Origin of the sequence: Rufibacter ruber, assembly GCF_014138425.1 — a bacterium.
GTDB lineage: Bacteria > Bacteroidota > Bacteroidia > Cytophagales > Hymenobacteraceae > Nibribacter > Nibribacter ruber_C.
In genome coordinates this window covers 41,907-65,099 of record NZ_JACJIQ010000009.1, presented here as the reverse complement: position 1 = coordinate 65,099, position 23,193 = coordinate 41,907, and the positions used below count along the sequence as shown (strand labels likewise).

Here is a 23,193-nt window from a genome sequence, read left to right as displayed (position 1 = left end):
TCTATTTTCGCAGTATATTCACGGGCACGCCTGCCCTTAAAAAAGAGGCAAGCGGGAATCAATTCATCTGCAAAGGAAAAACTATGAGTACTGTATATGAGGGGCACGTGATCTGGGCCCAGGTAGACGCCAACATGCACCTGCGCCACTCTGCTTACGCAGACTTTGCCGCCCAGGCCCGTATTGCCATGCTGAATGATCTGGGGCTGGATTTTTCGGCGCTCAAGCGGCTGCAGCTTGGCCCCATTTTATTTAGGGAAGAGCTGCAGTACCTGCGGGAGGTAGGCATCAATGACACCGTCAAAATTCACTCGCTACTGGTCAAAACCAGGAAAGACGGCTCCCGCTGGTCTATCAGGCATGAACTCTACCGGTCAGATGGGGTGAAAGCGGCCATCATCAACGTTGACGGCGCCTGGATGGATGTGGCAAAGCGGAAACTGACGGCCCTGCCAGAAGACCTGGCCCGCCAGTTCCTGACCCTGCCCAAAGCCGATGACTTTGAGGAAGAGGCGGCCTAAACACTGGCTTAACCACTGGGTTCCTGCCTGACAGAGGTTGTCCTACTTCACGGTGAAACCCTTCCCCTCCTGCCAGATTTCTGTTTTCGGGCTGTTTTTTGAAAAACAGCCCGAAAACAGAAATCTTTGCCCCGTCCCCGTCATTCTTCCTTTTTCTCTGGATTCAACCGTATCTTTACTTTCTGTAGCCCCCACTACCCCTCAAGAAGTTACTACTGACCATATACAGAGAGAAAGCTGGCACGCATGCTGGGAGGTTTTTTCAAATCATTCAAGGCACAGATACAGGATTTTTGGCTGGAATTGGTGGGGTCTCCTGCCCAATTCTCGCTGGAGCAGCGTATTTACAACACGTTCTGCCTGATCACCCTACTGGCCGTCACCTATAACATACCGTTTAATTACGCGGTGGGCTTGTACTGGTCCTCCTTCCTGTCACTGTTCATGGTGGTGGTGCTGTCTTTTGCCTACTACCTCTCCCGCTTCAGAAACCGGCACCAGGTCAGTTTTACCGTGGCTGCCATCACGGTGCAGGTGGTCTTTGGGGTGAATTATTTTTTCAATGCCGGGATTAACGGCCCCACGCTGCTGCTGCTGGCCCTTTCTTACTTCCCTATTATTGCGGTGGCTCCCATGCGGCAGGGATGGGCCTGGTCTATGCTCAACCTGACTTTGCTGGCGGGGCTGCTCTGCTGGGAATATTTCTTCCCCGCCAGCATCTCCGGCCATTACGCCACCCGTGAAAGGCAGTTTATTGATGTGGCCTCTTCCTACATCATGGTTTTCATTCTGGTCAGAGTCTGCACGGTGTCTCTGGTGAAAAGCTACAATGCCGCCCGGGTAGCCTCTGAGCAGGCCGCCGCTGATCTGCTGGTGCTGAACCAGGAGAAGAACAAGCTTTTCTCCATCATCTCCCATGACCTCAGGGCCCCACTGGCCAATATTCAGGGTTACCTGCAGTTCCTGTTTCAGATGGACCTGCCCCAGGATACCCGCAGGGAGGTTCAGGCCCAGTTGCTCAGAAACACCCAGAACACCCTTGAAATGCTCACTAACCTGCTGTCCTGGTCTAAAAACCAGATGGAGGGCGTGTCTATAGCGGTTTCCCCGTTGCCCCTCTCCTCCCTGCTCCCCCCTACCGTAGACCTTTTCCGGGACATTGCCCTTGGGAAGGGGATTAGCCTTCACTCTTCCCTGGCCCCTCACCTGGTGGTCATGGCAGACACTGACATGGTGCAGCTGGTGGTACGCAACCTGATAAACAATGCCATTAAATTTACTCTGCCCGGGGGCACGGTACAGGTCACGGCCACGGAAGAAAACGGTTCCTGCCTGCTGCGGGTCACAGATTCTGGCAACGGCAAACCGCTGCAGCTTTCCCCAGACGTTTTTAAGCTCTCCGGAAAAATAACCTACGGCACCAGCAGGGAGAAAGGCGTGGGCCTGGGCCTTGTGCTTTGCCGGGAATTTGTGGAGGCCCAACAAGGAAAGATCTGGTTTGAGCTCCATCCCTCCTCTGGGGTCACATTTGTGGTGCAGCTGCCGCTGGCAGCCAAGGCGCTATCTGTTGCTGAACCCTCACGCCCGGCTGCCAAAATATAATGCCCCTGTTTTAGGGCTGTTTTCAGAAAAACAGCCCTAAAACAGGGGCATTAATCAATAGTTAGCAGGTAGCTACTCTGCCTTTTTCTGACTCACATAAAAGTTAGGGTCTACCTTTATGTCTGTGACGGCCGCTTTGGTTTTGGTGGTTTTCCATTTGGTGGTTACCGGCTCCAGCCATAGCTCCTTCTCCCCGGCCTGCACTTTCACCGGCAGGTTGAACCCGGACACGGTATTGGTCCAGCGGTAGCTGAGCCTGTTGCCTTCCAGCCTGTACTCCAGCACCGGAATGCGCACATCACGCAGGTACTGGTCAAAGAAAGGGTTCAGGTCACGGCCAATCTGCCGGCTCAGGTAGTTTTCAATCTGGGCAGAGGTCACGGTCTGGTGGTAGAACTCCTGGTTCAGCCCGCGCAGGATCTTCCGCCATTTCTCGTCATCCCGTACCACCTGCCTGAGCGTGTGCAGCATGTTCGCCCCTTTGGGGTACATGTCTCCAGAGCCGCTGGCATTCACGTGGTAGGGGCCAATAATAGGTTTGTCATTGGCAATGTTTCGCCGTAGCCCAATGGCGTACTCGCTCCCCGCCTGCTTGCCGTAGTGGTATTCTACAAAAATTGGCTCAGAATACGTGGTGAAGCTCTCATGCACCCACATATCTGCAATGTCTTTGTAGGTGATGTTGTTGGCGAACCACTCATGGCCACTCTCATGGATGATGATGTAGTCAAACTTAAGCCCCCAGCCAGAGCCGCTCAGGTCGCGCCCCAGGTAGCCGTTGCGGTATTTGTTTCCGTAGGTGACTGAGCTCTGGTGCTCCATGCCCAGGTACGGCACCTCTACCAGCTTGAAGCCGTCTTCATAGAAGGGGTACGGCCCAAACCAGTGCTCAAAGGCTTTGAGCATACGCGGTACATCTTTGAACTGCGCTTTAGCCTTGTCCAGATTGTCTCGCAGCACATAATAGTCACAGTCCAGGTTGCCCTTTTCGCCGGGGTAGACCTCAGAGAAATGCACGTAATCCCCCACGTTCACATTCACCCCGTAGTTGTTGATGGGGTTGGTCACTGCCCAGTGAAAGGTTCTGGAGCCGTCGGGGTGGTTTTCTACCTGGCGCAGACGTCCGTTGGAGACATCCATCAGGTTCTTGGGCACCGTCACCCTAATCATCATGCTGTCGGGCTCATCATACATGTGGTCTTTGTTAGGCCAGAACAGGCTGGCCCCCTCCCCCTGCACTGAAGTGGCAATAAAAGGGTTTCCGGCGGGGTCTTTCTTCCAGGTTACCCCGCCGCTCCAGGGCGGGTTCCGGCTCACTTTGGGCTTGCCGCCGAACTGCACCTCCACCGCATGCAAAGCCCCCACCGCCTGCTTCCCGGGCAGGGTGATGTACCAGGCGTTTCCGTCCTGTTTTACCGCCAGCTGCTGCCCGTTCTGGGTGACCTGGGTAATGCGCATGGGGGGCTGCAGGTCCAGCTGCATGACCTGCTGTGCTTTTAGCACTTTGTACCGCACCAGGTTGGTCCCGTGCATGGAACTGTCCTGGGGGTTCACTTTGATGCGCAGGTCATAATGTACCAGATCCCACCACGCCCGCTCTGGGGTGATGGAACCGCGCAGGGTGTCCTGGCGGGTGAAGGTGCGGTTTTTTTGTGAAAACGCACTGGTGCTAGAGACAAGCAGCAACAGGAAAACTCCTGCGGCATGGCAGGCGGAACGGGTAATCATATTGCATCTATTTAAAAAATACAGGAACAAGCACACATCCGTTTGCCCCAAAACTCTTGTTTCTGTTTTTGGCTTACTTTTAGAAAAACAGGCCGAAAACGCATTTTACAACGTTACAAAAAAAACGGCTGCCATTGGTATAACGGCACCTGATCCGGCAGTTTTTCCTGAAGAGCAACATCATTTCAGCCAGGAAATTTCTCGCCCGCAATCATCTACCGTTAGCCTCTGATTATGGCGCATGCTGATGAAGAACCTGGTAACGTTTCATGGAGCCTGAAGACTGAATCAATCCTGTAGCACAAGTTTGAAAACTCATGCCAGTGCTATGCAAATGACATTTACACAGTAAGAGGCTGTTTAGTGTTATAATAGAACAGCATCTGGCAAAGATTCTAATTTCTGTTTTAGGGCTGTTTTCAGAAAAATAGCCCGGAAACAGAAACCACTGGCTGGAAAAAAACTTACCCGGCAGCCTTTACCTGCCAGTTTCAAAAACATCAATCAGCATCTTTCTGTCATCTGCCTTACTCAGGTTATCTTTTGGCAATAAGGGTAATGCTGGTGCGGGACTGTGGACTTGTAACATAAAATGGTTGGGTCTCCAGCCTCGTTGGCAGCCGCTTACCAGCCGCTAAAATCCCTTTTGAAGGTGTTTTAAAACTTCAGCTAACTTAAATAGTAGTGTTTGAAGTCCTGCGCCTTGCAAACCCACCCAGTTTCTCAACCGTTACCACCCAACTTTTGGTTTATTGTACGGTATGTATGAGTTTCGCCCCATGGGCGCAGCCGGTAACCTAAACATTTTTGACGATGAATATATTTGACCTCATAGGGAACACACCGCTGGTAGACATAAGCCAGGTAAACCCCAACCCCAAGGTAAAGATCCTGGGGAAACTGGAAGGCCAGAACCCCGCCGGAAGCGTTAAAGACCGTCCCGCCTATGCCATGATCAAGAATGCGCTGGCGCGCGGGGACATCAAGCCGGGGAACCAGCTGGTAGAGGCCACCAGCGGGAACACCGGCATTGCCCTGGCCATGGTGGCACAAACGTTGGGGCTGCACATCACGCTGATCATGCCAGACAACTCCACGGCTGAACGGGTTAAGGCTATGGAGGCGTACGGGGCGAACCTCATTTTAACCCCTGCCGCCAAAACCATTGAATACTCCCGGGAGGTAGCCGAAGACATGGCCGCCCGAGAAGGCTATTATATGCTCAACCAATTTGGCAACCCAGATAATTACCAGGCCCACTATACCAGCACGGGCCCCGAGATCTGGCGGGGCACCCACGGGAAGGTCACCCATTTTGTATCAGCCATGGGCACCACCGGAACCATCATGGGCGTGTCCAGGTACCTGAAAGAACAGAATCCTGAGGTGCAGATTGTGGGCACGCAACCCTCTGAGGGTTCCAACATACCGGGAATCAGGCGCTGGTCACCAGAGTACCTGCCCCAGATCTATGAACCTTCCCGCGTAGACCGGCTTCTGGACATCAGCGAATCAGAAGCAGTCACCATGACCCGGCGGCTGGCCAAAGAAGAAGGGATTCTGGCGGGCATGAGCAGCGGGGGGGCTTTGCACGCGGCCTGTCAGCTGGCGCAAGAACTGGAGGAAGGGCTCATTGTGTTCATTGTCTGTGACCGCGGAGACCGGTATTTGAGCTCCTCCCTGTTCGGGTAAAGGTTTACGGGAATAAATTAGCCATTTTAGAAGGGAGGTGCGGTTGCCCAACTTCTAAGCTTGGACATACCTCAGAACAGAATTTGAATAGCGGTTAGAAACGTTTATTTCAAGGAGTCAAAAAACAAAAAAGCCTCTCCACATCTTGTGAAGAGGCTTTTTTATAAACCGGTGTGATCCCATTTGGATTCGAACCAAAGACCTACTGCTTAGAAGGCAGTTGCTCTATCCAGCTGAGCTATGAGACCATCGAAACAAAAATGAGTAATGGAGAATGTTTCTACATCCAACATTACTCATCTTTTTTCGTCGGGGTGGCAGGATTCGAACCTACGACCTCCACATCCCAAATGTGGCGCGATACCGGGCTACGCTACACCCCGAAACCTGCAATTACCAGTTAACCAACTAACCTAACCCTAACCTTTCTGGTGAATTGCGGTGCAAAGATATGAAATGAAATTCTCTTGTCAAAATAAATTTTCAGGAAAATTTCGCGGAGAGAGGGGGATTCGAACCCCCGGTACCCTTTAGAGGTACGGCAGTTTAGCAAACTGCTGGTTTCAGCCACTCACCCATCTCTCCGGGCAGCTCTTTCGGTTAAAGAGTGTGCAAATATAGGTGAACCCGCTTCACTTTAACAAGGCCGCCGCCAAAAAAATTTATACCCGCCGCCCCGTTTCCCCAGCATTTTGTTCTTTACCAGGGGCTTACCTGCTCAATTATTTTTGCAAAATAATCCTTCCCCCCTGCCGTTTTACCTCAAAACACCTGCGGGCGGCATACCGGGCCCAAACGGGGCGCTGTGTTAGCTGGTTTCTTTTTAACTTGCCGGTTCTTACCGTAGCTGCCCCTTACCCGGGTAGCCCGTCACTTCACGTTTGCCACCGTTTCGCCAATGACCTGGTACCTGCCGTTTACTTCTATAGAGTTCTTCCTGCTCCTCTTCTTTGTGGTGCTCTATGGCGGCTATCTTTACAGAATCAAACGGCTGGCGCACCAGTTTCACCAGAAGGCGAATGCGCTGTGGGTAAAGACGGTTCTCAGAACCCTGTACATGGGGTTGCTGATAGTGGCCTTGCTGGGCCCTTCCTTTGGGGCCATGACCAAAGAAATCAGAACCAACGGCAAAGATGTGCTGATTGCCGTAGACCTTTCTCCGTCTATGAACGCCACAGACGTGCCCCCCTCCCGGCTGGAGAAAGTCAAACAGGAAATAAGGGAGTTTCTGGTGCAGTCCAACGCTGACCGGGTGGGGCTGATCGGGTTTTCCTCAGAAGCTTTCATGGTCACCCCGTTTACCTATGACAACAGCGCCCTGGAACTGTTTGTGCAGTCACTGCGCACGCCGCTGGCCCCCCCAGAGGCTGCCCGGCTCACCCCGGCCCTGGAGTTGGCCGCGCAAAAGTTCAGGGAATCAGATACCGGCAGGAGCACAGAAAGGTCTAAGATTCTGGTCATTTTTACAGATGGGGAAACCTTTGGCGAAAACACGAAAGCGGCTACCGCTCCCCTGGTGAACCAGGGAATACATGTGTTCACGGTAGGGACGGGCACCTATGAAGGCGGCAAAATTCCCGAAGGGCGGGGATTTAAGCAGGACCAGGACGGGAACACCGTGGTCACCAGGCTGGTGCCCGAGGCGCTCCAGGAAATAGCCCAGCGAACCAACGGCAGCTACTATGAGATCAACCAGAGCATCAGTGAGCTGCCCAGGCTGGTCAGTGCGGTCAATGCCGTCCAGAGCGAACTGCGCCAGACCAAGGTGGTAGAAGTGGCGGCCAACAAATACCTGTACCCGTTGCTGGTGGCTCTGTTCCTGATTGTGGTTGATGTGTTATGGACGTTACAAGTACTTAAAATATGAGCTACTGGTGGTTGGTTCTGCTTCTCGCCTTCTCCCCGCTGGAGGGGCTGCAGCGCATTGCGCTCCGCAATCAGTATGCCCGGCAGGCAGAGGCAGCCTTCCAAAGAAAAAATTACCTGCAGGCGGCGGCCCTATATGAGAAAGTGGCCAAGGCCGAAGGGGACGCACCGCTCCTTCCTGTCCGGTTGAACCTTGCCCACAGTTATTTCCAGCTGCACAATTTCAGCAAAGCCTCCCCCCTCTACCGCGCCTTGCTTAAAAGCGCCTCAGACCCGGGTTTGAAATCTATGGTGGCCAACCAGCTGGCGGTCATTGAGGCTGAAGAGGGGAACTACACCAAGGCGCTGGCCTTCAGCAAACAAGCCCTCATTGCCGATGAACTGAACCAGGAGGCCCGCTTCAATTATGAGCTCCTACAGAAATACCTGTTGCTGCACCCAGAAAAAGGGGAGCAGCTGCCGCCTCCGCGCAACCAAAACGGCAAAGGCAGGCAGAGCGGAAGCCCCTCTACTGGCACCTCACAAGGCCAGACACAGGCGGGCGGTAGCGGCCAGGAACCAGCGGGGGGCAAGACCGCTTCTGCCAACAACGGCCAAACCGGTCAAGATCAGCAACGGGCCCAGGGAGACAGCCCCGGCACCCAACGCGGACAAACCCAGAACCAGGGGAATGGTGCTGGCGCAGGCGGCAGCGGCGGCAACCGCCCCGGCGGCCAGAACGACGCCCTGCTGCAGACCCGTTACGAGCGCCTCCAGAAAATCAACCTCAGCCCTGAGAAAGCCCGTCAGCTCCTGGATGCCATGCGCCAGGAGGAAACCCAGTACCTGCAGCAGCTCCCCCGTCGCAGAGCCCCCAAAAAAGATGACGGCTCCCCTGACTGGTAATATGCTTCCGTGCGTTTTCGGGCTGTTTTGGCCAAAACAGCCCGAAAACGGAAAGGCGGTGTCCCTTCTCCCGCTGGGAGAAGGTTAGGATGAGGGAAAAGGCTACTCAAGTGGCAAAAGCCGAAGTTCTTGCCAGACCTCACAGGATTTGAAAACCTGTGAGGTCTTTTAGTTGCAGTTGCTTCTGGCCCAGACACTCCAGACGCTACGAGGTCTTTTGAAAAGGCCGTTTGCTCATGGTTGATTGCTGAAAAGAAGTGCGGTCGCGAGTTTTCAACTCGTGCCTTGAAGTGGCGCAAGTCTCCAGACCCGCCGGGAATCAGGGCCGGGATTAACTTTTTTTTAGTTCAGCAGCGAGAGCAGGAAAAATGCCCTAAATCTGTGGTTTCGCGGCGTTCCCGCGAAGGTAGGCTGGAGACTACCCGGCACATGGAGGCACGAGTCTGGAGTCTCGCGCCAGTACTTTGAACAATCAGCCATACGCAATCAGCTATTTCAAAAAGACCTCGTAGCGACCGGAGTGTCTGCGCCAGCAGCTGTTGCAGCCCTATAAAACCCACCGCCTCTACCCGTGCAAAAGTTTCTATTCTGTTTTGGGGCTGTTTTCAGAAAAACAGCCCCAAAACAGAAGTTCCTCCTCCGGCAATTCCGCCAGAAAAAACCTCGACAGACGCTACACCTTACGGGCATCTTTCTTAAACTTGGGCACAATAGAACCAACACAGCCTAACAAGCGTTTGCTTTTTAACAGCAAGACCTGTAATTTCAGACCATCAAACTAGAAAACACTACTTATATGCAAGTAAAAGAAGTATATGTCATTTCTGCGGTGCGTACCCCCATCGGGAGCTTTGGCGGCGCATTGGCCAGTTTATCTGCCACGCAACTGGGCGCCATTGCCATTAAAGGCGCGCTGGAGAAAGCCGGCGTTGACAAAAGCCAGGTGCAGGAAGTGATCATGGGCAACGTGCTGTCGGCCAACCTGGGCCAGGCCCCGGCGCGGCAGGCGGCTATTTTTGCCGGACTGGGCTACGAGGTAGAGTGCACCACGGTGAACAAAGTGTGTGCCTCTGGCTCCAAGGCCATCATGTTCGCGGCGCAGGCCATTATGCTGGGTCACAAAGACGTGATTGTGGCGGGCGGCATGGAAAGCATGAGCAACGTGCCGTATTACCTGGACAAAGCCCGCTTCGGGGCGAAAATGGGGCACGGCCAGATGATTGACGGCCTCATCAGAGACGGCCTCTGGGACGTGTACGGCGACTACCACATGGGCAACGCCGCCGAGAATACCGCCAAAGAGCTAGGTATTACCCGCGAAATGCAGGACGAGTACGCCATCAGCTCATACCGCAAGGCGGCCGAAGCAGCCAAAGGCGGTTTCCTGAAAGACGAGATTGTGCCAGTTGAGATTCCGCAGCGCGGAAAAGACCCTATCCTGGTCACCGAAGACGAAGAGTACAGCAAAGTGAACTTCGAGAAAATCCCGGGCCTGCGTCCGGTATTTGACAAGGAAGGCACCGTGACCGCGGCCAACGCCTCTACCCTGAATGACGGCGCGGCGGCCATTTTGCTCATGAGCAAAGAGAAAGCCGAGGAACTGGGCGTGAAACCCATTGCCAAAATCAGGGGCTTCGCCGATGCCGAGCAGGAGCCTAAATGGTTCACCACCACCCCCGCCCTGGCCATTCCCAAAGCGTTGAAAGTAGCCGGCGTGGAGGCGTCTGAAGTAGACTTCTATGAAATCAATGAGGCGTTCTCGGTGGTTTCACTGGCCAACAACCAGAAACTAGGCCTGGAAGGCGGCAACGTGAACGTGTACGGCGGCGCGGTTTCTCTGGGTCACCCGCTGGGAGCCTCAGGCGCTAGAATTGTCACCACCCTCTTGAACGTGCTGGAGAAAAAAGGCGGCAAGATTGGCGTGACCGGCATCTGCAACGGCGGCGGCGGTGCCTCGGCCATTGTGCTGGAGAAAATGTAGCAGCCTGCAGAACTATACTAATCCTGAAAAGCCTTACGTTTTATGTAAGGCTTTTTTTATGGAACCAATGAGAACCTCTCTCCCTCGCCTTCCGGTGAAGGTGGGCTGTCTTCGGCCTCTGGCCGAGTTCTCGCCTATTTTGCTAACTTAATTATGGGCGGCATGCAACTGGTAATACAATCTATGGAGTTGAGCGAGGGTTTCTGGAGTTGAGCGAGGGTTTTGTGTTTTAGTGCAATCCGGCCGCGCGGCGGACAGATCTTTTCGCGTTTTCGGGCTGTTTTTCCAAAAACAGCCCGAAAACGCGAAAAGGCCCTTCCTGAAATCAGAGCGGCCTTGGTTGCTACAAATCCAGGCGATACTCTCCTCTACCAAACGGACGTGGGAGACTTTCGGCTGGCGCGTACCCACAAGCAGCAAAGGCGAGGGTAAAACGCGTGGGCTTAACGAAACAGATTTGGGGAACAGTTAAAGCACTTACCAGAAATTATTTCTGTTTTGGAGCTGTTTTTGCAAAAAGAGGCCTAAAACAGAATACATAAGCGACCATGGGCCAGCGGGAAACGGCGCGGCCCTGGTTTTGAAAAGATGAAATCCCGTTATTGCTTTGCAGACATGAAGAAACTTCTCTTTCTAGGTATTGGTATGATGCTGGGCATCGGGCTTGCCCGCCCCGCGCAGGCGCAGACGCGGGTGGTCACCTACTATGACTCGCTGCAGTCGGCCATCAAAGAGGAGTACTACATCAAGACCAAGCCAGATACCGTGCTGCACGGCTATTACCGCAAATATTACACCACCGGCGAGCTCCTGGCCCTGGTAAAAGTGGTAGACGGCAAGCGCGACAGCCTGTACACCGAGTTCTCCCAGGACGGGAAACCCTCGCTCATCATTCCGTACAAAGACGGCAAACGCAACGGCACCTTTGTGAGCACCTACCCCAACGGCAGCAAACTGCAGGAAGGCCAGTACGTGAATGACGTGCAGAGCGGCCTGTTCAAAAACTACTATGAAAGCGGCCAGCTCAAGCAGGAGGCCACCATGAAAGACGGGTTCCCTGAGGGGGTGGTGAAAGAGTATTACCCTTCCGGAAAACTGAAGTCAGAAATTACTTACCAGAACAAGCAGCAGAGCGGTCTGGCCCTCACCTACCACCCCAACGGCGTGAAAGAAACGGAGGCCACCTACAAAAACGGCATGCTGATTGGCGACGTGAAAACGTACTATGACAACGGCCAGCTGGAAACCGAAACCTTCAGCGCCGCCCCCACCAAGCCCGCCCGCTTCAAAAGCTACTACCGCTCCGGCAAACTCATGACCGAGGGCAGCGTACTGGCGGGCAAGCCCGAAGGCCCTTCCACCTCGTACTATGAGAACGGCCAGAAACGAAGCGCCCTCACGTTCAGCAAAGGCGTTAAAACAGGCCTGGCCCAGTACTGGGACGAAAACGGAAAGCTCAAAGAGGAAATCAAGTACAGCAACGGCGAACGGGACCGTAAAATCACCCGCTACTACCCTTCCGGCGCCGTGGCCGCGCAGCAGGAGTTCAAAGACAACAAACCCTTCAGTACCTGGCAGGAATTCTACGAGAACAAGCAGCTCAAGCTCTCTGAACCCTACAAGAACGGCCGCATCAACGGCGAGCGCCTCACCTACCATGACAACGGCCAGGTAGCCACCCGCGCCACCTACCTCAACAACAAAATCCTGAACTCAGAAATCACCTACTACCCCAGCGGCAAAGTCAAGTCAGAAGCCCTGTACAAAGACGGCCTAAAATTCGGGACGTTCAAGCAGCTCTACGAGAACGGCAAAACCGAAAAAGCCGGCGCCTACCGCAACAACCGCGAGACCGGCTCCTGGAAATTCTTCGACGAGAGCGGCAAACTTCTTAGAACCGTGGAGTACCGCAACGGCCAGGTGCAGTCTGAGAAGAAGCACTAGAATTGCTGATTGTTAATTGCTGATTGATTTTCTGTTTTCGGCCTATTTTGGCCAAAACAGGCCGAAAACGCCGTAGCGGCGTTACCCTGTAACGCCGTGTCTCCATGCAACAAAACCGCCCCTTCCTGAACAGACCATCTTCAAAGCTTAAAATTATCTACTCAACGGCGCTTGGTAGGTATTGAAGCGTACGCTGTATTGTGGCACCACGTCGTTACAGGGTAACGCCGCTACAATTCTGGTTTTCGGCCTGATTTTCAGAAAACAAGCCAAAAACAGAATTTCCGCCCTGCGGATTCCTGCCCTAAAATTTCCCGCATTGCGTTTTCTGCCGTACTTTAGCCGTCTAAACCAGACATGAACTGACTATGACGGACGCTACGCACACCGCCCCAATCCGCACCGATTGGTCTATGGAGGAAATCCGCGCCATCTACTATAAACCCGTGTTGGAACTCATTGTAGAAGCCAGCCAGGTGCACAAGCAATTTCAGGCCACTGGCGAAGTGCAGGTGTGCACGCTCCTGAGCGTAAAAACCGGCGGCTGCCCCGAGGACTGCGCTTACTGTCCGCAGGCCGCGCGCTACCACACAGATGTGCCGGTGCACAAGCTGTTGAGCAATGAAACCGTTCTAAAAGCCGCCCGGGAAGCCAAAGAAGGCGGTTCCACCCGCTTCTGCATGGGCGCCGCCTGGCGCGAAGTGCGCGACAACCGCGATTTTGACCGCGTGCTGGAAATGGTGGAAGGCGTGAACGAACTGGGGCTGGAAGTGTGCTGCACCCTGGGCATGGTCAACGAGTACCAGGCCGAGCGTCTGAAACAGGCTGGTCTCTACGCGTACAACCATAACCTGGACACGTCTGAGGAAAACTACAGCAACATCATCACCACCCGCACCTACGGCGACCGCCTCAACACCATTGACAACGTGCGCAAAGCCGGTATCTCAGTCTGCAGCGGCGGCATTATTGGCTTAGGCGAAACCGATGATGACCGCATTGCCATGCTCCACGTGCTGGCCAACCTGGCCGAGCATCCAGAATCTGTTCCGGTAAATGCGTTGGTGCCCGTTGAAGGCACGCCGCTGGCCGAACAGCCGCGCGTGAGCGTCTGGGAAATGGTACGCATGATTGCCACCGCCCGTATTCTCATGCCTAAAACCATGGTACGTCTGTCGGCGGGGAGGCAGGAAATGCCGGTGAGCGAGCAGGCGCTGTGCTTCTTAGCCGGGGCCAACTCCATTTTCTCCGGTGACAAGCTGTTGACCACGCCCAACCCTGGCTTCGCCGATGACAAAGCCATGTTTGAGCTGCTGGGCCTCACCCCGCGCAAGTCTTTCAAAACCGAAACCGCCTGCGGTGGCACCATGCCCGCCCCTGCAGAAGCTATTCCCGCTGAACTAGCTGCCCAATAATTTACTGCCATGAAGGTGCCGGAACGTCTGTTGCAGCAACTGGAAACCCGTGTCCAGCGCGGCATCCTTCGGCAGCTGACGTGCCCGCCCGCGGGCTTAGTGGATTTCAGTTCCAATGATTACCTGGGCCTGGCACAATCAACGCAACTGGCCCGGCTCATTGCAGAAGAACTGGACGGCATTCCCGCCCACGGCGCCACCGGCTCAAGGTTGTTGAGCGGCAATTCGGCGTACGCCGAGGAACTGGAAACTGAGATTGCCGCTTTTCACCGCGCCGAGGCGGCCTTGCTGTACACCTCTGGTTACGCGGCCAATTGCGGTTTTTTCTCCTCGGTGCCGCAGCGCGGCGATACCATCTTCTATGACGAGGCCAGCCACGCTTCCATGAAAGACGGCATTAAACTCAGCTTCGCGCAGAGTTTCCCGTTTAAGCACAATGACCTGGAGGACTTGAAGAAGAAACTCGGCCGCGCCCAAGGCGAGGTATACGTGGCCGTAGAATCGCTCTATTCTATGGACGGGGATTTCGCGCCATTGACTGAGTTGGCTGAGCTGTGTCAGGAGCACGGGCTGTACCTGGTGGTAGACGAGGCGCACAGCAACGGCCTGTATGGATCAAACGGCGAAGGTTTGGTGTCGGCGCTGGGGCTGGAGGATAAAGTGTTTGCGCGGGTCATGACCTTCGGGAAAGCCGTGGGTTGCCACGGGGCCGCCGTGGTGGGTGCGAATGAACTGCGGCAGTTTCTGCTTAACTTCAGCCGTCCGTTTGTCTATACCACCGCGCTGCCGCTGGCGTCATTGGCGGCCATTAAGTACGCGTACCGGCTGCTGCCCCAACTTTCCGCTGCGCGGAAGCAAGTGCAAGACTTAGCCAACTATTACCAATCGCTCACGCGAAACGAGAAACCTGTTTTCGGCCTGTTTTCTGGAAAAGAGGCCGAAAACGCAAGTCCCATCCAGGCCTGGCAACTGCCGGACCCGGTGGCACTTCGGGCGTTAGCCCAACACATACAACAAGCGGGCTTTGACGTGCGCCCGGTGTTCAGCCCCACCGTTCCGGCCGGAAAAGAACGGCTCCGGTTAGTGCTGCACGCCTTCAACACCCAAGCCCAAGTACAAGAACTATGGAACCTGCTTACCCTTTAGACCCTAAACGCTACTTCGTGACCGGCATTGGCACCGACGTGGGCAAAACCGTGGCCGCCGCCATCCTGACCCAAGCCCTGCAAGCCGACTATTGGAAACCTATTCAGGCCGGTAACCTGGAAGACTCAGACACGCACGCGGTGCAGCGTTTGGTCACCAACCCCGTTTCTACCTTTCACCCGGAGGCCTACAAGCTCCAGATGCCCGCTTCGCCCCACACGGCCGCCGCCGCCGAAGGCATCAGGATTTCCTTAGATGAGATCCAAGCCCCTGCCACCAAAAACCATTTGGTGGTAGAAGGCGCGGGTGGCTTGATGGTGCCGCTGAACAACAATGATTTGGTCATTGACCTCATTCAACAGCTGGGCCTGGAGGTGATTCTGGTGTCCAGAAATTACCTGGGCAGCATCAACCACACGCTGTCGGCGGTAGAGGTCTTGAAGTACCGCAAGATTCCGGTGGCGGGCATCATCTTCAACGGCGTGCCAAATGCGTCTACCGAGGACTTTATCTTGTACTACACCAAACTGCTGCGGCTGCCCACCATTTTCTGGGAAGACGAGTTCACCCCAGACGTGATTACCGGCTACGCCCAGACTTTCAGGGAACATTTTTTACCGTCTGCCCATGAGCTTAGCCCAGCGCGATAAAGCCATTCTTTGGCACCCGTACACCCAGATGCAGACCGCCCCGCTGCCCATTGGCATCACCCGCGGCGAAGGCGCATTACTCTTTTCCGAAGACGGGAAAACCTATCTGGACGCCGTTTCTTCCTGGTGGGTGAACATTCACGGGCACGCGCACCCGCACATTGCCCAGCGCGTTTCCCAACAGCTGCAGACCCTGGAGCACGTGATATTTGCGGGCTTCACCCATGAGCCGGCGGTACAGCTGGCCGAGCGACTGTTGAGGCTTTTGCCCAGCAACCAAGCGCGCGTTTTCTATACGGATAACGGCTCCACCGCCGTGGAAGTGGCCCTGAAAATGGTGCTGCAATACTGGTTCAACCAAGGCGTGGAGAAAACCAAAATTATAGCCTTCGAAGGCAGCTACCACGGCGACACCTTCGGGGCGATGAGCGTGAGTGAGCGGTCGGTGTTTACGCGTCCGTTCCAGCAATATCTGTTTGACGTGGAATTCCTGCCCGTGCCGGTGCCCGGAAAGGAAGAACAAACCCTAGCGCGTTTGCAGGAGTTGCTGCAGCACGAAGACATAGCCGCTTTCATCTTTGAGCCATTGGTGCTAGGTACAGCCGGTATGGTGATGTATTCGCCGGAGGTGCTAAATGAATTGCTTCGGCTCTGCCGAAAACAAAAGGTGATGACCATTGCCGATGAGGTGATGACGGGCTTCGGGCGCACGGGCAAACGGTTTGCCATGGATTCCCTCACGGAACAACCCGATGTGATGTGTTTCTCCAAAGGCATCACCGGCGGCACCATGGCGTTGGGTGTGACCACCTGTACCCAGGAAATTTACAACGCTTTTCTGAGCCAGGACAAGACCAAAGCCCTTTTCCACGGCCATTCTTACACCGCTAATCCGGTGGCCTGCGCCGCTTCTCTGGCCAGCCTTGATTTGGTGGAGGCCCCGGAGTTTCTGCAGAATCTGGAGCGCATTACCGCTTCTCATGCGGCGTTTGCCCAGGAGTTGGCAGGGAAAGAAGGCATTAAAGAGGTTCGGCAAACGGGCACCATTCTGGCCGTGGAGTTTGAGGTGGGCGAGACGTCTTACTTTCACAACCTGCGGGACGTGCTGTACAACTTCTCTCTGGAAAACGGAGTGCTGCTGCGGCCGCTGGGGAACATTGTCTATGCGCTTCCGCCGTATTGCATCACGACAGAGCAGTTGGCGCAGGTATATCAAACCATGGAAGGCATGCGGCAGCTGATAGTGGCCCGTGCGTTTTAAGGCTGTTTTGGGAAAAACAGGTCAAAAACAGGAAATAGCATAATGCTTGACGTAAGTATCCGCTTATGTCTTCATGTCTTACCATACTGCAGAGTCAGCACCGGCAAATACTTGTTGAGGAGAGGGAACGCGCCTGGTTTCATTTCCAAATTCTCTTTTGTCCTCCTGAAAGGATCTTGTGGGCGAACTAGAAAAGCTGGAGCCATTCTAATTAGATGGCTGTTTCAGTTTTACTGCTCAAGTACTTGAGCAAAGAAATCACGGTATTACAGTTCGCCCACAAGATCCTTTCAGGATGACAAAGAGGGGGTCAGGTTAGGTAGGTGGTAAAGTCAGGTAAAGTCAGTAAATTCATGTAAAGTCACGTGACTGCTTGGTGCAACCGGTTTAAGGAAGCACTGCGTCAATTTGTGTCTTACCTTTGCCGACATGAAGGGCCAGCAAGGCAGTCATGATAGTGCGTTTTAGGCCTCTTTTTCAGAAAACAGCTCAAAAACAGATGCAGCAGAAGCAGGAGCAGGAATGGATTGTGATTCGGGGCATGGGCTCCATCTCTGGTTTAGGTTGTTCCCGCACCGAAGTGATAGAAGCGTATACCACTGGCAGAACCGCTTTCACGTATCTTCCTGAACTAGGTTTATACACCCCGGTTGCCCCTCTTTCGCCTTCCGGCGAAGCCGCTTTGCACGCGCTCCAAAAAGAGAACCCTGTCTATGGAACGCTAGACCGAACGGTGCAAATGGCCATGGTAGCCGCCCGCCAGGCAGTAGCGGAAGCAGGTTGGGAAGATACTTCTGAGTTTCCTATTGGCATTAATATTGGCTCCTCTAGAGGCGCCACCGGGTTGTTTGAGCAGTTCCATGCAGAGTTTCTGGCAAAACCTGAGCTGCGGCTCTCCCCTTCCGTCTCACCCAGCACCACGCTGGGCAATGTGGCCAGCTGGGTGGCGCAGGATTTACAGGCAACTGGCCCTGTCATCAGCCACTCGGTCACGTGCAGTACGGCCTTGCAGGCGTTTGCCAACGGGGTGGCGTGGTTGAAATCAGGCATGGCGAAGAGGTTTCTGGTAGGCGGGGCGGAGGCTCCGCTGACCCCGTTCACCGTTGCCCAGATGAAAGGGATAGGCATTTATTCCAAGCTGGCCGCTGAACATAGGCCTTGCCGGCCCTTGAACCAGGAACAGAACACCTTTGTGCTGGGCGAAGGGGCCGCGGTTTTTGCGCTGGAACGGATGACGGAAAATGAGATAGCGGCCTTAGGCCTCTCTGAAGTGGTGGTAGTGAGCGCTGTAGGTCTGGGCATGGAGCAAACACCATCTAAAACGGGCCTGACCCCAGATGGCCAACATTTCCAAAAAGCCATTCAGCAGGCACTTTCCCTGGCCCAACGCTCCCCCGCAGAGATAGATGCGGTGGTGGTGCATGCCCCTGGTACCAAAGCGGGAGACAAAGCAGAAATGACGGCCTTGAACCAGGTGTTTCACCAGAGACTCCCTTCCCTTTATAGCAACAAAACCAGAATGGGCCACAGCTTAGGGGCTTCGGGGGCTTTGTCTGCTGAGATGGCTCTGCTGTTACTCCAGAACATTCCCCTTGAACCGCTTACCCCGGCAGATGGTGTTTCTACCGCGGCCAATCCTTTCCGGCACCTCCTGATCAACAGCGCTGGCTTTGGCGGCAACAGTGCCAGCTTACTTCTCTCCAGGGTGAGGTTTTAATGCAGTTCCTGCTGGGGCAAAGCGACCTACTCTCCTCTTCTTTGCTGTTTTTGGGCTGTTTTCCGAAAAAGAGGCCAAAAACGGCCCCCATCCTTAGTAAGCTCCATACCGGACTTACAGGAGGCGGCACCGCTTCTTCTAATCAAGAGTTGGCTAACCAAATGCCTTAGCAAAGAAAGGCTACTTGGTTAGCACCTGGCTTTCTCTTGCATGCCTTCTGTGGCGTGGTTAAAAGGTATGAATACTTCTAAAGATCCTTATTTCAACCCTTTTCTTTTACCATTTCCCAGCACAAATCTCTCCTTTTCCAACTGTCTCTCCCTTTATAAATTTTCAGCTACTACATTATACATTCTCAATATATAAAATTCCAAAAGGAATAACGGGTTTATTCATCCTCCAAAACCCAGCCATTCAACGTGATTTTTATCCCTTTCAACGATTTTCCAAATCCCCGCTGAAACCTTTTAAGAAATTGGATCAATTCAACATTTTCATTGGATATCCTTTATGTCAAGTCCAAGTTTCCCTCATCACGGGTCTAGAATTCTGCCACTCTTAGTGCTATCTGTAGTTTTTCTGGCATTTTCCTATTTTTTCTCTTCCGCCGTGGCGCAAACCAGAGGAATGATCATCCAGAAAGCTTCTGGTTCAGGTAGGGCAATTCTTGACAGGAACAATGATGGGTATGTTTCCCTCTCTCCCAGCGGCTTTGCGTTAGGGGAAGACACCGGCGCTAAAAGCGAAATCCCGTTCAGGATGCTTCCGCAGTTTGCGGGGCCAGAGCCACTCAATGATCTGGCAACCGGCTCTAACGGGGGGCACACTGATTTAGCCAATGCGCCGCTGGGCATGTATTTTGATGGCGAAAATGTTATGTTCAGGGTTCGTTTAGGGGGCCACTCCACTGCCTCAAAGGGCTATAGCTTTGTGTTAGACACTGATGGCATCTTCAATGCCAGAACAGACGCTAACGGAAACGTTATTCCCTATGTAACCCCTTCAAAGGTCAAAAACCTGGGCTTTGAGTACGAAATTGTGTTCGCCTCTAACTTTGATGTGGCCGTCTATTACCATAGGGGAAGCGGGGATGACAATGACCCCGTTTTGTATTCCAGTAACGTGATCTGGCGCGCCTCAGCCAACGGAGGCTATACTCAATATTCTCAGAAGTCTGTGGCGGGGACCACCGCCGGCGGTAACGCTGATTATTTCTATGATTTTTACGTTCCCTTGTCTGCCTTCACCAATGCCCAGTATAATGCGCCCGGCATCAATGCCGCCACAACCCTTTTCAGAGTAAGCGGCTCTACCATTACCAGCGCCCAGACAGGTCTGGAAGGAACCATCTCAGATGTGGGCGGGGTAGATGATAAAAAGTATGGGAATGATAAAATCAAAATCTGGAAAGATGTGATTCCTAACTTTCCCCAAACAACGTTAAACCAGTTGAAAGACGGGGAGTTTGGCTGTGCGAAACCTTCTGCTCCTATTATTACAGGTGCTCCCAAAGCTTATGACACGTCTGTCTCTGGTATTTCAAATGAACCCAACGGCACCACCATTCATCTTTATAAAGGGGGAACGTTGTCAAATGGCGTGCTCACCGGAGCCACCCTCCTTGCCACCACCACCGTCTCTGGCGGTGTCTGGACGGCTACTTTTACCACTGCCCTGGTGGAAAACGATGTATTACGGGCGAAAGCGACGTATACGGCCGGGTGTGAGTCGGCTTATTCTTCCGCTGTCAACACCATAGCCGGGGTTTGCGCCACTCCCGCCCCTGCTGCCCCAGTCTCTATTAGCGGGAACAAGGGAGCCCAGGGAACTTATACTGCCCCCAGCGGCTATACCGGGCCTATCACTTTTACCGTGTACCGGGTCATGTCAAACGGTGCCTACAGTTCAGCGGTTAGTGATGTATATGCTTCCGGGGGAACCGTAACGTCGCAAACTGTATCCTCTACCACTGGCTCCTACTCTTACTCTATTGGAGGTGGGCATGGCCAAGCATTGCATGATGCCTCCTTTGTGGTCACTGCTAAACTGGGAACGGGTTGTGAGTCGCCTTATTCGGCCCCGGCCTGTATAGGCAATAAAACCATTGCTTCCCCTACCCCTTCCTTTACCTATACTACTTCCTCGTCTACGAGCCCCACCAGTATCAAGAACACTGATACCTGGGTTAACATCAATGTGTCTGCTACTATACCCGCTGCCCAAACCTTTACCCAGTTAACTTTTAAACTGGTTAAACGTACGGGTACCTCTAGCGCCAATTACGGCTATACCCAGCTGGCTTCATCAACCATCAACAATCCCGCCTCAGGGACACCCGTTACCAGCACCTTTTCCCTTACCGCAGCGCAGATTGCTAATTTTTCTGCGGGTGACATTCTCTTGGTGGAAGCCGTTGGTTTGTACAGCAACACCAATACAGGTGCCTGTGTGGCAGAGGCAACGGCTACCATTACGGCTACCAACGGGGCTGTTACTGCTACCCCAGCTATTACCGGTACGTACTGTACTGCTTCGTCTATCACTACTGTGACAGGTACCTCTACTGAAATTCAAGGTACCACCATCACAATTTACAAGACCGGCCAAACGGCTGCTATTGGCAATGCGGTGGTGTTGGCCGGAGGGGCATGGTCAGCCAGTATTCCCGCTGGTACGCTTACCCCAGGTTCTTCTTTCTATGCCACCGCTACCGCTGCCAATAAACTGGTCAGCAACACTTCAAACCCTGTCACCGTGAACGCCCTCACGTCTAATACAGGAGCAAGTGTTACCGGTCCAATCTATGAAAGTGCCACCACTGTTTCCGGGCAACGCCCAAGTGGCAAGCTGATCAAAATCTATGTTGAAGGTTCACCCGTGCTGGACCCTGCCACCGGTTTTGCCCCAGTGGCCGTGACGTACCCAACCGACACCACCTGGTCTATCACCAATGCCGCCCTGAGCAGAGAATTGGCCACTGGAACCAGTGTGACCATTACCGTACTGGATGCATCTGCCACCGCCTGCGGCGGCGAAAGTGCCCCAACGGCAGCAGTGGTGGTATTGTGCACCCCTCCTTCAACGGCGTATACCATCAGCTCCCCTTCTTCCCGCAGTATTTGCAGTGGCTCTGCCGTTAGCATTTCCCTGTCAGGCTCTGAGGATGGAATAATTTACCAGCTATATAACAATACCACCAGCGCCTACACCGGTTCTTCCAAACTTGGGAACGGAAGCGCGCTGGAGTTAACATCAGACATCTTAACGGGCGGCACCACCCCCAATGTGTATGAACTGGTGGTGAAAGCTTATAAAGTTGGGGGCACCTGCAGTGTCATTACTTTAACGGGTGCCACCACGGTAACCGTAGGGCAGAGTATTGCCACGCCTGTGATCACCCTTGGCACCAGCACGGTCTGCGGAAGCGGTACTACTACCGTTGCTGTTTCTAACGCGGTGTATGGCTATACCTACCAGCTGTACCGCGGAGATTCACCCACCACCGCCACAACACTGGTGGCCAGCATATTGGCAGACAGTGCCCCGGTAGAGTTCTTCGTGAATGTCACCACTAGTACGTATTATAAGGTGAAGGCAATTGCCGGTGCCTGCGAAAGCGCCTTTTCAAACCTTGAAAACGCAACCGTGTCTACCTGTACCGTAAGCTATCAGGTGGAACCTGCTTACCGCAAAGGTGATTATTTTCTCACTGAAGTGATTGCTACCCCGGTGTACCCTGGCGGCATGACCTACACATTTTCTGGCACCGGATTATTACCTGGTACTGCAGTTAACTCTAAGACTGGTAAAATCTATGTCTCTGACCTCAACACCTTAACTTCAGGTTCCAGGACAGCTACCATTTTAGCCACGAACACGGCAACAGGAGAAGTTATCTCTGTGCCTGTCACGTATAGTGTAAGCCCAGATAATAACCCAAGCGCCGCTGCCCACCCATTAGACCCAGAGGTTTTGCCAGTCACCCTGACGGCCTTTACCGCAACCGCCTCTAAAGGGTATGTGCAGCTTAAATGGAGTACCTCCTCTGAATTAAACAATGACCGATTTGAGATAGAAAGAACCCTTGACCTTCAAACCTATACCAAAATTGGGGAAGTTGCAGGGGCCGGGACCAGCAATACCCTCAAGCATTACACGTTTACAGATCATAACCCCGCTTTGGGCAAAGCCTACTATAGACTGAAACAAGTAGATACAGACGGAAAACAGGAATACAGCAAATTAGTATCTGCTCTGGTAAACTTGCCACAAGGTGCAGCCACCGTGACAGTTGCCCCAAACCCCGTTCATGGGAAAGCGACTATCAGTTTACAACATCTTTCTGGAGGAGAAGTAACTTTAGAACTGGTCAGTTTGCAGAACCAACGGTACTATTCAGAGAAAATACGTCTTGAAAAAGGGACCAACCAACTCACCCGCAACTGGCAAATGCTTCCTTCTGGGGTATACCTACTTAGAGTGATAGGGTCAGGTGTAAACCAAACTCTTAAAATAGTTATTGCGCATTAAAAGAAGCATAACAGAAAGTTTGCAGCGTTATAAATTAGAGAAAGCCTATGTATCATTCGTCGAAAAAGACGTTTTGGTACATAGGCTTCCTTCTTATTTTAAGAACCAAATTTATACTTGCCATTATACCAAACTCTAATATAAAAATATAAATTTAAAATGTTAAAACCTCCATATTTCTTATACAGAGACAATCAAATAGTAAAAAACATTCATCTGCCAAATTAAGGCATTCATCGAACCACTCCCTGTGCC

Annotated in this window: 14 protein-coding genes and 3 tRNA genes; 13 read left to right on the top strand and 4 right to left on the bottom strand. The window is 53.3% G+C overall.

Annotation, left to right across the window (positions count from 1 at the left end; all coding sequences use genetic code 11):
- Positions 1–83: 83 nt before the first annotated feature.
- On the top strand, positions 84–521 hold the full coding sequence (locus FHS90_RS11930; protein ID WP_066837078.1) for an acyl-CoA thioesterase: 438 nt from the start codon (positions 84–86) through the stop codon (positions 519–521).
- A gap of 246 nt (positions 522–767) precedes the next feature.
- Positions 768–2,123, top strand: coding sequence for a sensor histidine kinase (locus FHS90_RS11925; protein WP_182513220.1), 1,356 nt, complete (start codon positions 768–770; stop codon positions 2,121–2,123).
- A 72-nt stretch (positions 2,124–2,195) separates the two neighbouring features.
- Here FHS90_RS11925 and FHS90_RS11920 read toward each other — a convergent pair whose 3' ends face one another.
- The gene (locus FHS90_RS11920; RefSeq protein ID WP_182513219.1) at positions 2,196–3,851 is read right to left on the bottom strand and encodes a M1 family metallopeptidase; all 1,656 of its coding nucleotides are present in this window, start codon (positions 3,849–3,851) and stop codon (positions 2,196–2,198) included.
- An 813-nt stretch (positions 3,852–4,664) separates the two neighbouring features.
- Here FHS90_RS11920 and cysM point away from each other — a divergent pair.
- A complete protein-coding gene (gene cysM / locus FHS90_RS11915) occupies positions 4,665–5,543 on the top strand; it encodes a cysteine synthase CysM (RefSeq protein ID WP_182513218.1) in 879 nt (292 codons plus the stop codon).
- 174 nt (positions 5,544–5,717) lie between these two features.
- On the opposite strand, the gene FHS90_RS11910 is transcribed toward cysM, so the two are convergent.
- The 3 genes from FHS90_RS11910 to FHS90_RS11900 form a co-directional block, all read right to left on the bottom strand.
- Positions 5,718–5,791 (bottom strand) — tRNA-Arg (locus FHS90_RS11910).
- A 61-nt stretch (positions 5,792–5,852) separates the two neighbouring features.
- Positions 5,853–5,926, bottom strand: a tRNA-Pro gene (locus FHS90_RS11905).
- Between the two features lie 114 nt (positions 5,927–6,040).
- Positions 6,041–6,128: transfer RNA gene (locus FHS90_RS11900), tRNA-Ser, on the bottom strand.
- Positions 6,129–6,441: 313 nt separating this feature from the next.
- On the opposite strand from FHS90_RS11900, the gene FHS90_RS11895 reads away from it, so the two are divergent.
- The 10 genes from FHS90_RS11895 to FHS90_RS11850 all read left to right on the top strand — a co-directional run bounded on the left by FHS90_RS11895 (position 6,442) and on the right by FHS90_RS11850 (position 22,938).
- Positions 6,442–7,410, top strand: a complete 969-nt coding sequence (locus tag FHS90_RS11895; protein WP_182513217.1) for a VWA domain-containing protein — start codon at positions 6,442–6,444, stop codon at positions 7,408–7,410.
- Positions 7,407–8,294, top strand: a complete 888-nt coding sequence (locus tag FHS90_RS11890) for a tetratricopeptide repeat protein (protein ID WP_182513216.1) — start codon at positions 7,407–7,409, stop codon at positions 8,292–8,294. The genes FHS90_RS11895 and FHS90_RS11890 overlap by 4 nt, the downstream gene beginning before the upstream one ends.
- 796 nt (positions 8,295–9,090) lie before the next feature.
- Positions 9,091–10,275 (top strand): acetyl-CoA C-acyltransferase, encoded by a 1,185-nt coding sequence (locus FHS90_RS11885; protein ID WP_182513215.1) that lies wholly within the window; start codon positions 9,091–9,093, stop codon positions 10,273–10,275.
- Between the two features lie 615 nt (positions 10,276–10,890).
- Positions 10,891–12,219, top strand: a complete 1,329-nt coding sequence (locus tag FHS90_RS11880; protein ID WP_182513214.1) for a toxin-antitoxin system YwqK family antitoxin — start codon at positions 10,891–10,893, stop codon at positions 12,217–12,219.
- 368 nt (positions 12,220–12,587) lie between these two features.
- A complete protein-coding gene (gene bioB / locus FHS90_RS11875) occupies positions 12,588–13,634 on the top strand; it encodes a biotin synthase BioB (RefSeq protein WP_182513213.1) in 1,047 nt (348 codons plus the stop codon).
- Between the two features lie 9 nt (positions 13,635–13,643).
- Positions 13,644–14,780 (top strand): aminotransferase class I/II-fold pyridoxal phosphate-dependent enzyme, encoded by a 1,137-nt coding sequence (locus FHS90_RS11870; protein WP_182513212.1) that lies wholly within the window; start codon positions 13,644–13,646, stop codon positions 14,778–14,780.
- Positions 14,759–15,430, top strand: a complete 672-nt coding sequence (gene bioD, locus FHS90_RS11865; RefSeq protein WP_066836737.1) for a dethiobiotin synthase — start codon at positions 14,759–14,761, stop codon at positions 15,428–15,430. Before FHS90_RS11870 ends, bioD begins: the two co-directional genes overlap by 22 nt.
- Positions 15,408–16,691, top strand: coding sequence for an adenosylmethionine--8-amino-7-oxononanoate transaminase (gene bioA, locus FHS90_RS11860; protein WP_182513211.1), 1,284 nt, complete (start codon positions 15,408–15,410; stop codon positions 16,689–16,691). The genes bioD and bioA overlap by 23 nt, the downstream gene beginning before the upstream one ends.
- A 499-nt stretch (positions 16,692–17,190) precedes the next feature.
- Positions 17,191–18,408 (top strand): beta-ketoacyl synthase N-terminal-like domain-containing protein, encoded by a 1,218-nt coding sequence (locus FHS90_RS11855; RefSeq protein ID WP_182513210.1) that lies wholly within the window; start codon positions 17,191–17,193, stop codon positions 18,406–18,408.
- A 627-nt stretch (positions 18,409–19,035) separates the two neighbouring features.
- Positions 19,036–22,938, top strand: a complete 3,903-nt coding sequence (locus FHS90_RS11850; protein ID WP_182513209.1) for a T9SS type A sorting domain-containing protein — start codon at positions 19,036–19,038, stop codon at positions 22,936–22,938.
- Positions 22,939–23,193: the final 255 nt, after the last annotated feature.

What these genes read in the sequence shown, in the direction of transcription:
- FHS90_RS11930 (WP_066837078.1), top strand. Translation starts at nt 84, where the DNA reads ATGAGTACTGTATATGAGGGGCACGTGATCTGGGCCCAGGTAGACGCC.
- FHS90_RS11925 (WP_182513220.1), top strand. Translation starts at nt 768, where the DNA reads ATGCTGGGAGGTTTTTTCAAATCATTCAAGGCACAGATACAGGATTTT.
- FHS90_RS11920 (WP_182513219.1), bottom strand. Translation starts at nt 3,851, where the DNA reads ATGATTACCCGTTCCGCCTGCCATGCCGCAGGAGTTTTCCTGTTGCTG.
- cysM (WP_182513218.1), top strand. Translation starts at nt 4,665, where the DNA reads ATGAATATATTTGACCTCATAGGGAACACACCGCTGGTAGACATAAGC.
- FHS90_RS11895 (WP_182513217.1), top strand. Translation starts at nt 6,442, where the DNA reads ATGACCTGGTACCTGCCGTTTACTTCTATAGAGTTCTTCCTGCTCCTC.
- FHS90_RS11890 (WP_182513216.1), top strand. Translation starts at nt 7,407, where the DNA reads ATGAGCTACTGGTGGTTGGTTCTGCTTCTCGCCTTCTCCCCGCTGGAG.
- FHS90_RS11885 (WP_182513215.1), top strand. Translation starts at nt 9,091, where the DNA reads ATGCAAGTAAAAGAAGTATATGTCATTTCTGCGGTGCGTACCCCCATC.
- FHS90_RS11880 (WP_182513214.1), top strand. Translation starts at nt 10,891, where the DNA reads ATGAAGAAACTTCTCTTTCTAGGTATTGGTATGATGCTGGGCATCGGG.
- bioB (WP_182513213.1), top strand. Translation starts at nt 12,588, where the DNA reads ATGACGGACGCTACGCACACCGCCCCAATCCGCACCGATTGGTCTATG.
- FHS90_RS11870 (WP_182513212.1), top strand. Translation starts at nt 13,644, where the DNA reads ATGAAGGTGCCGGAACGTCTGTTGCAGCAACTGGAAACCCGTGTCCAG.
- bioD (WP_066836737.1), top strand. Translation starts at nt 14,759, where the DNA reads ATGGAACCTGCTTACCCTTTAGACCCTAAACGCTACTTCGTGACCGGC.
- bioA (WP_182513211.1), top strand. Translation starts at nt 15,408, where the DNA reads ATGAGCTTAGCCCAGCGCGATAAAGCCATTCTTTGGCACCCGTACACC.
- FHS90_RS11855 (WP_182513210.1), top strand. Translation starts at nt 17,191, where the DNA reads ATGCAGCAGAAGCAGGAGCAGGAATGGATTGTGATTCGGGGCATGGGC.
- FHS90_RS11850 (WP_182513209.1), top strand. Translation starts at nt 19,036, where the DNA reads ATGATCATCCAGAAAGCTTCTGGTTCAGGTAGGGCAATTCTTGACAGG.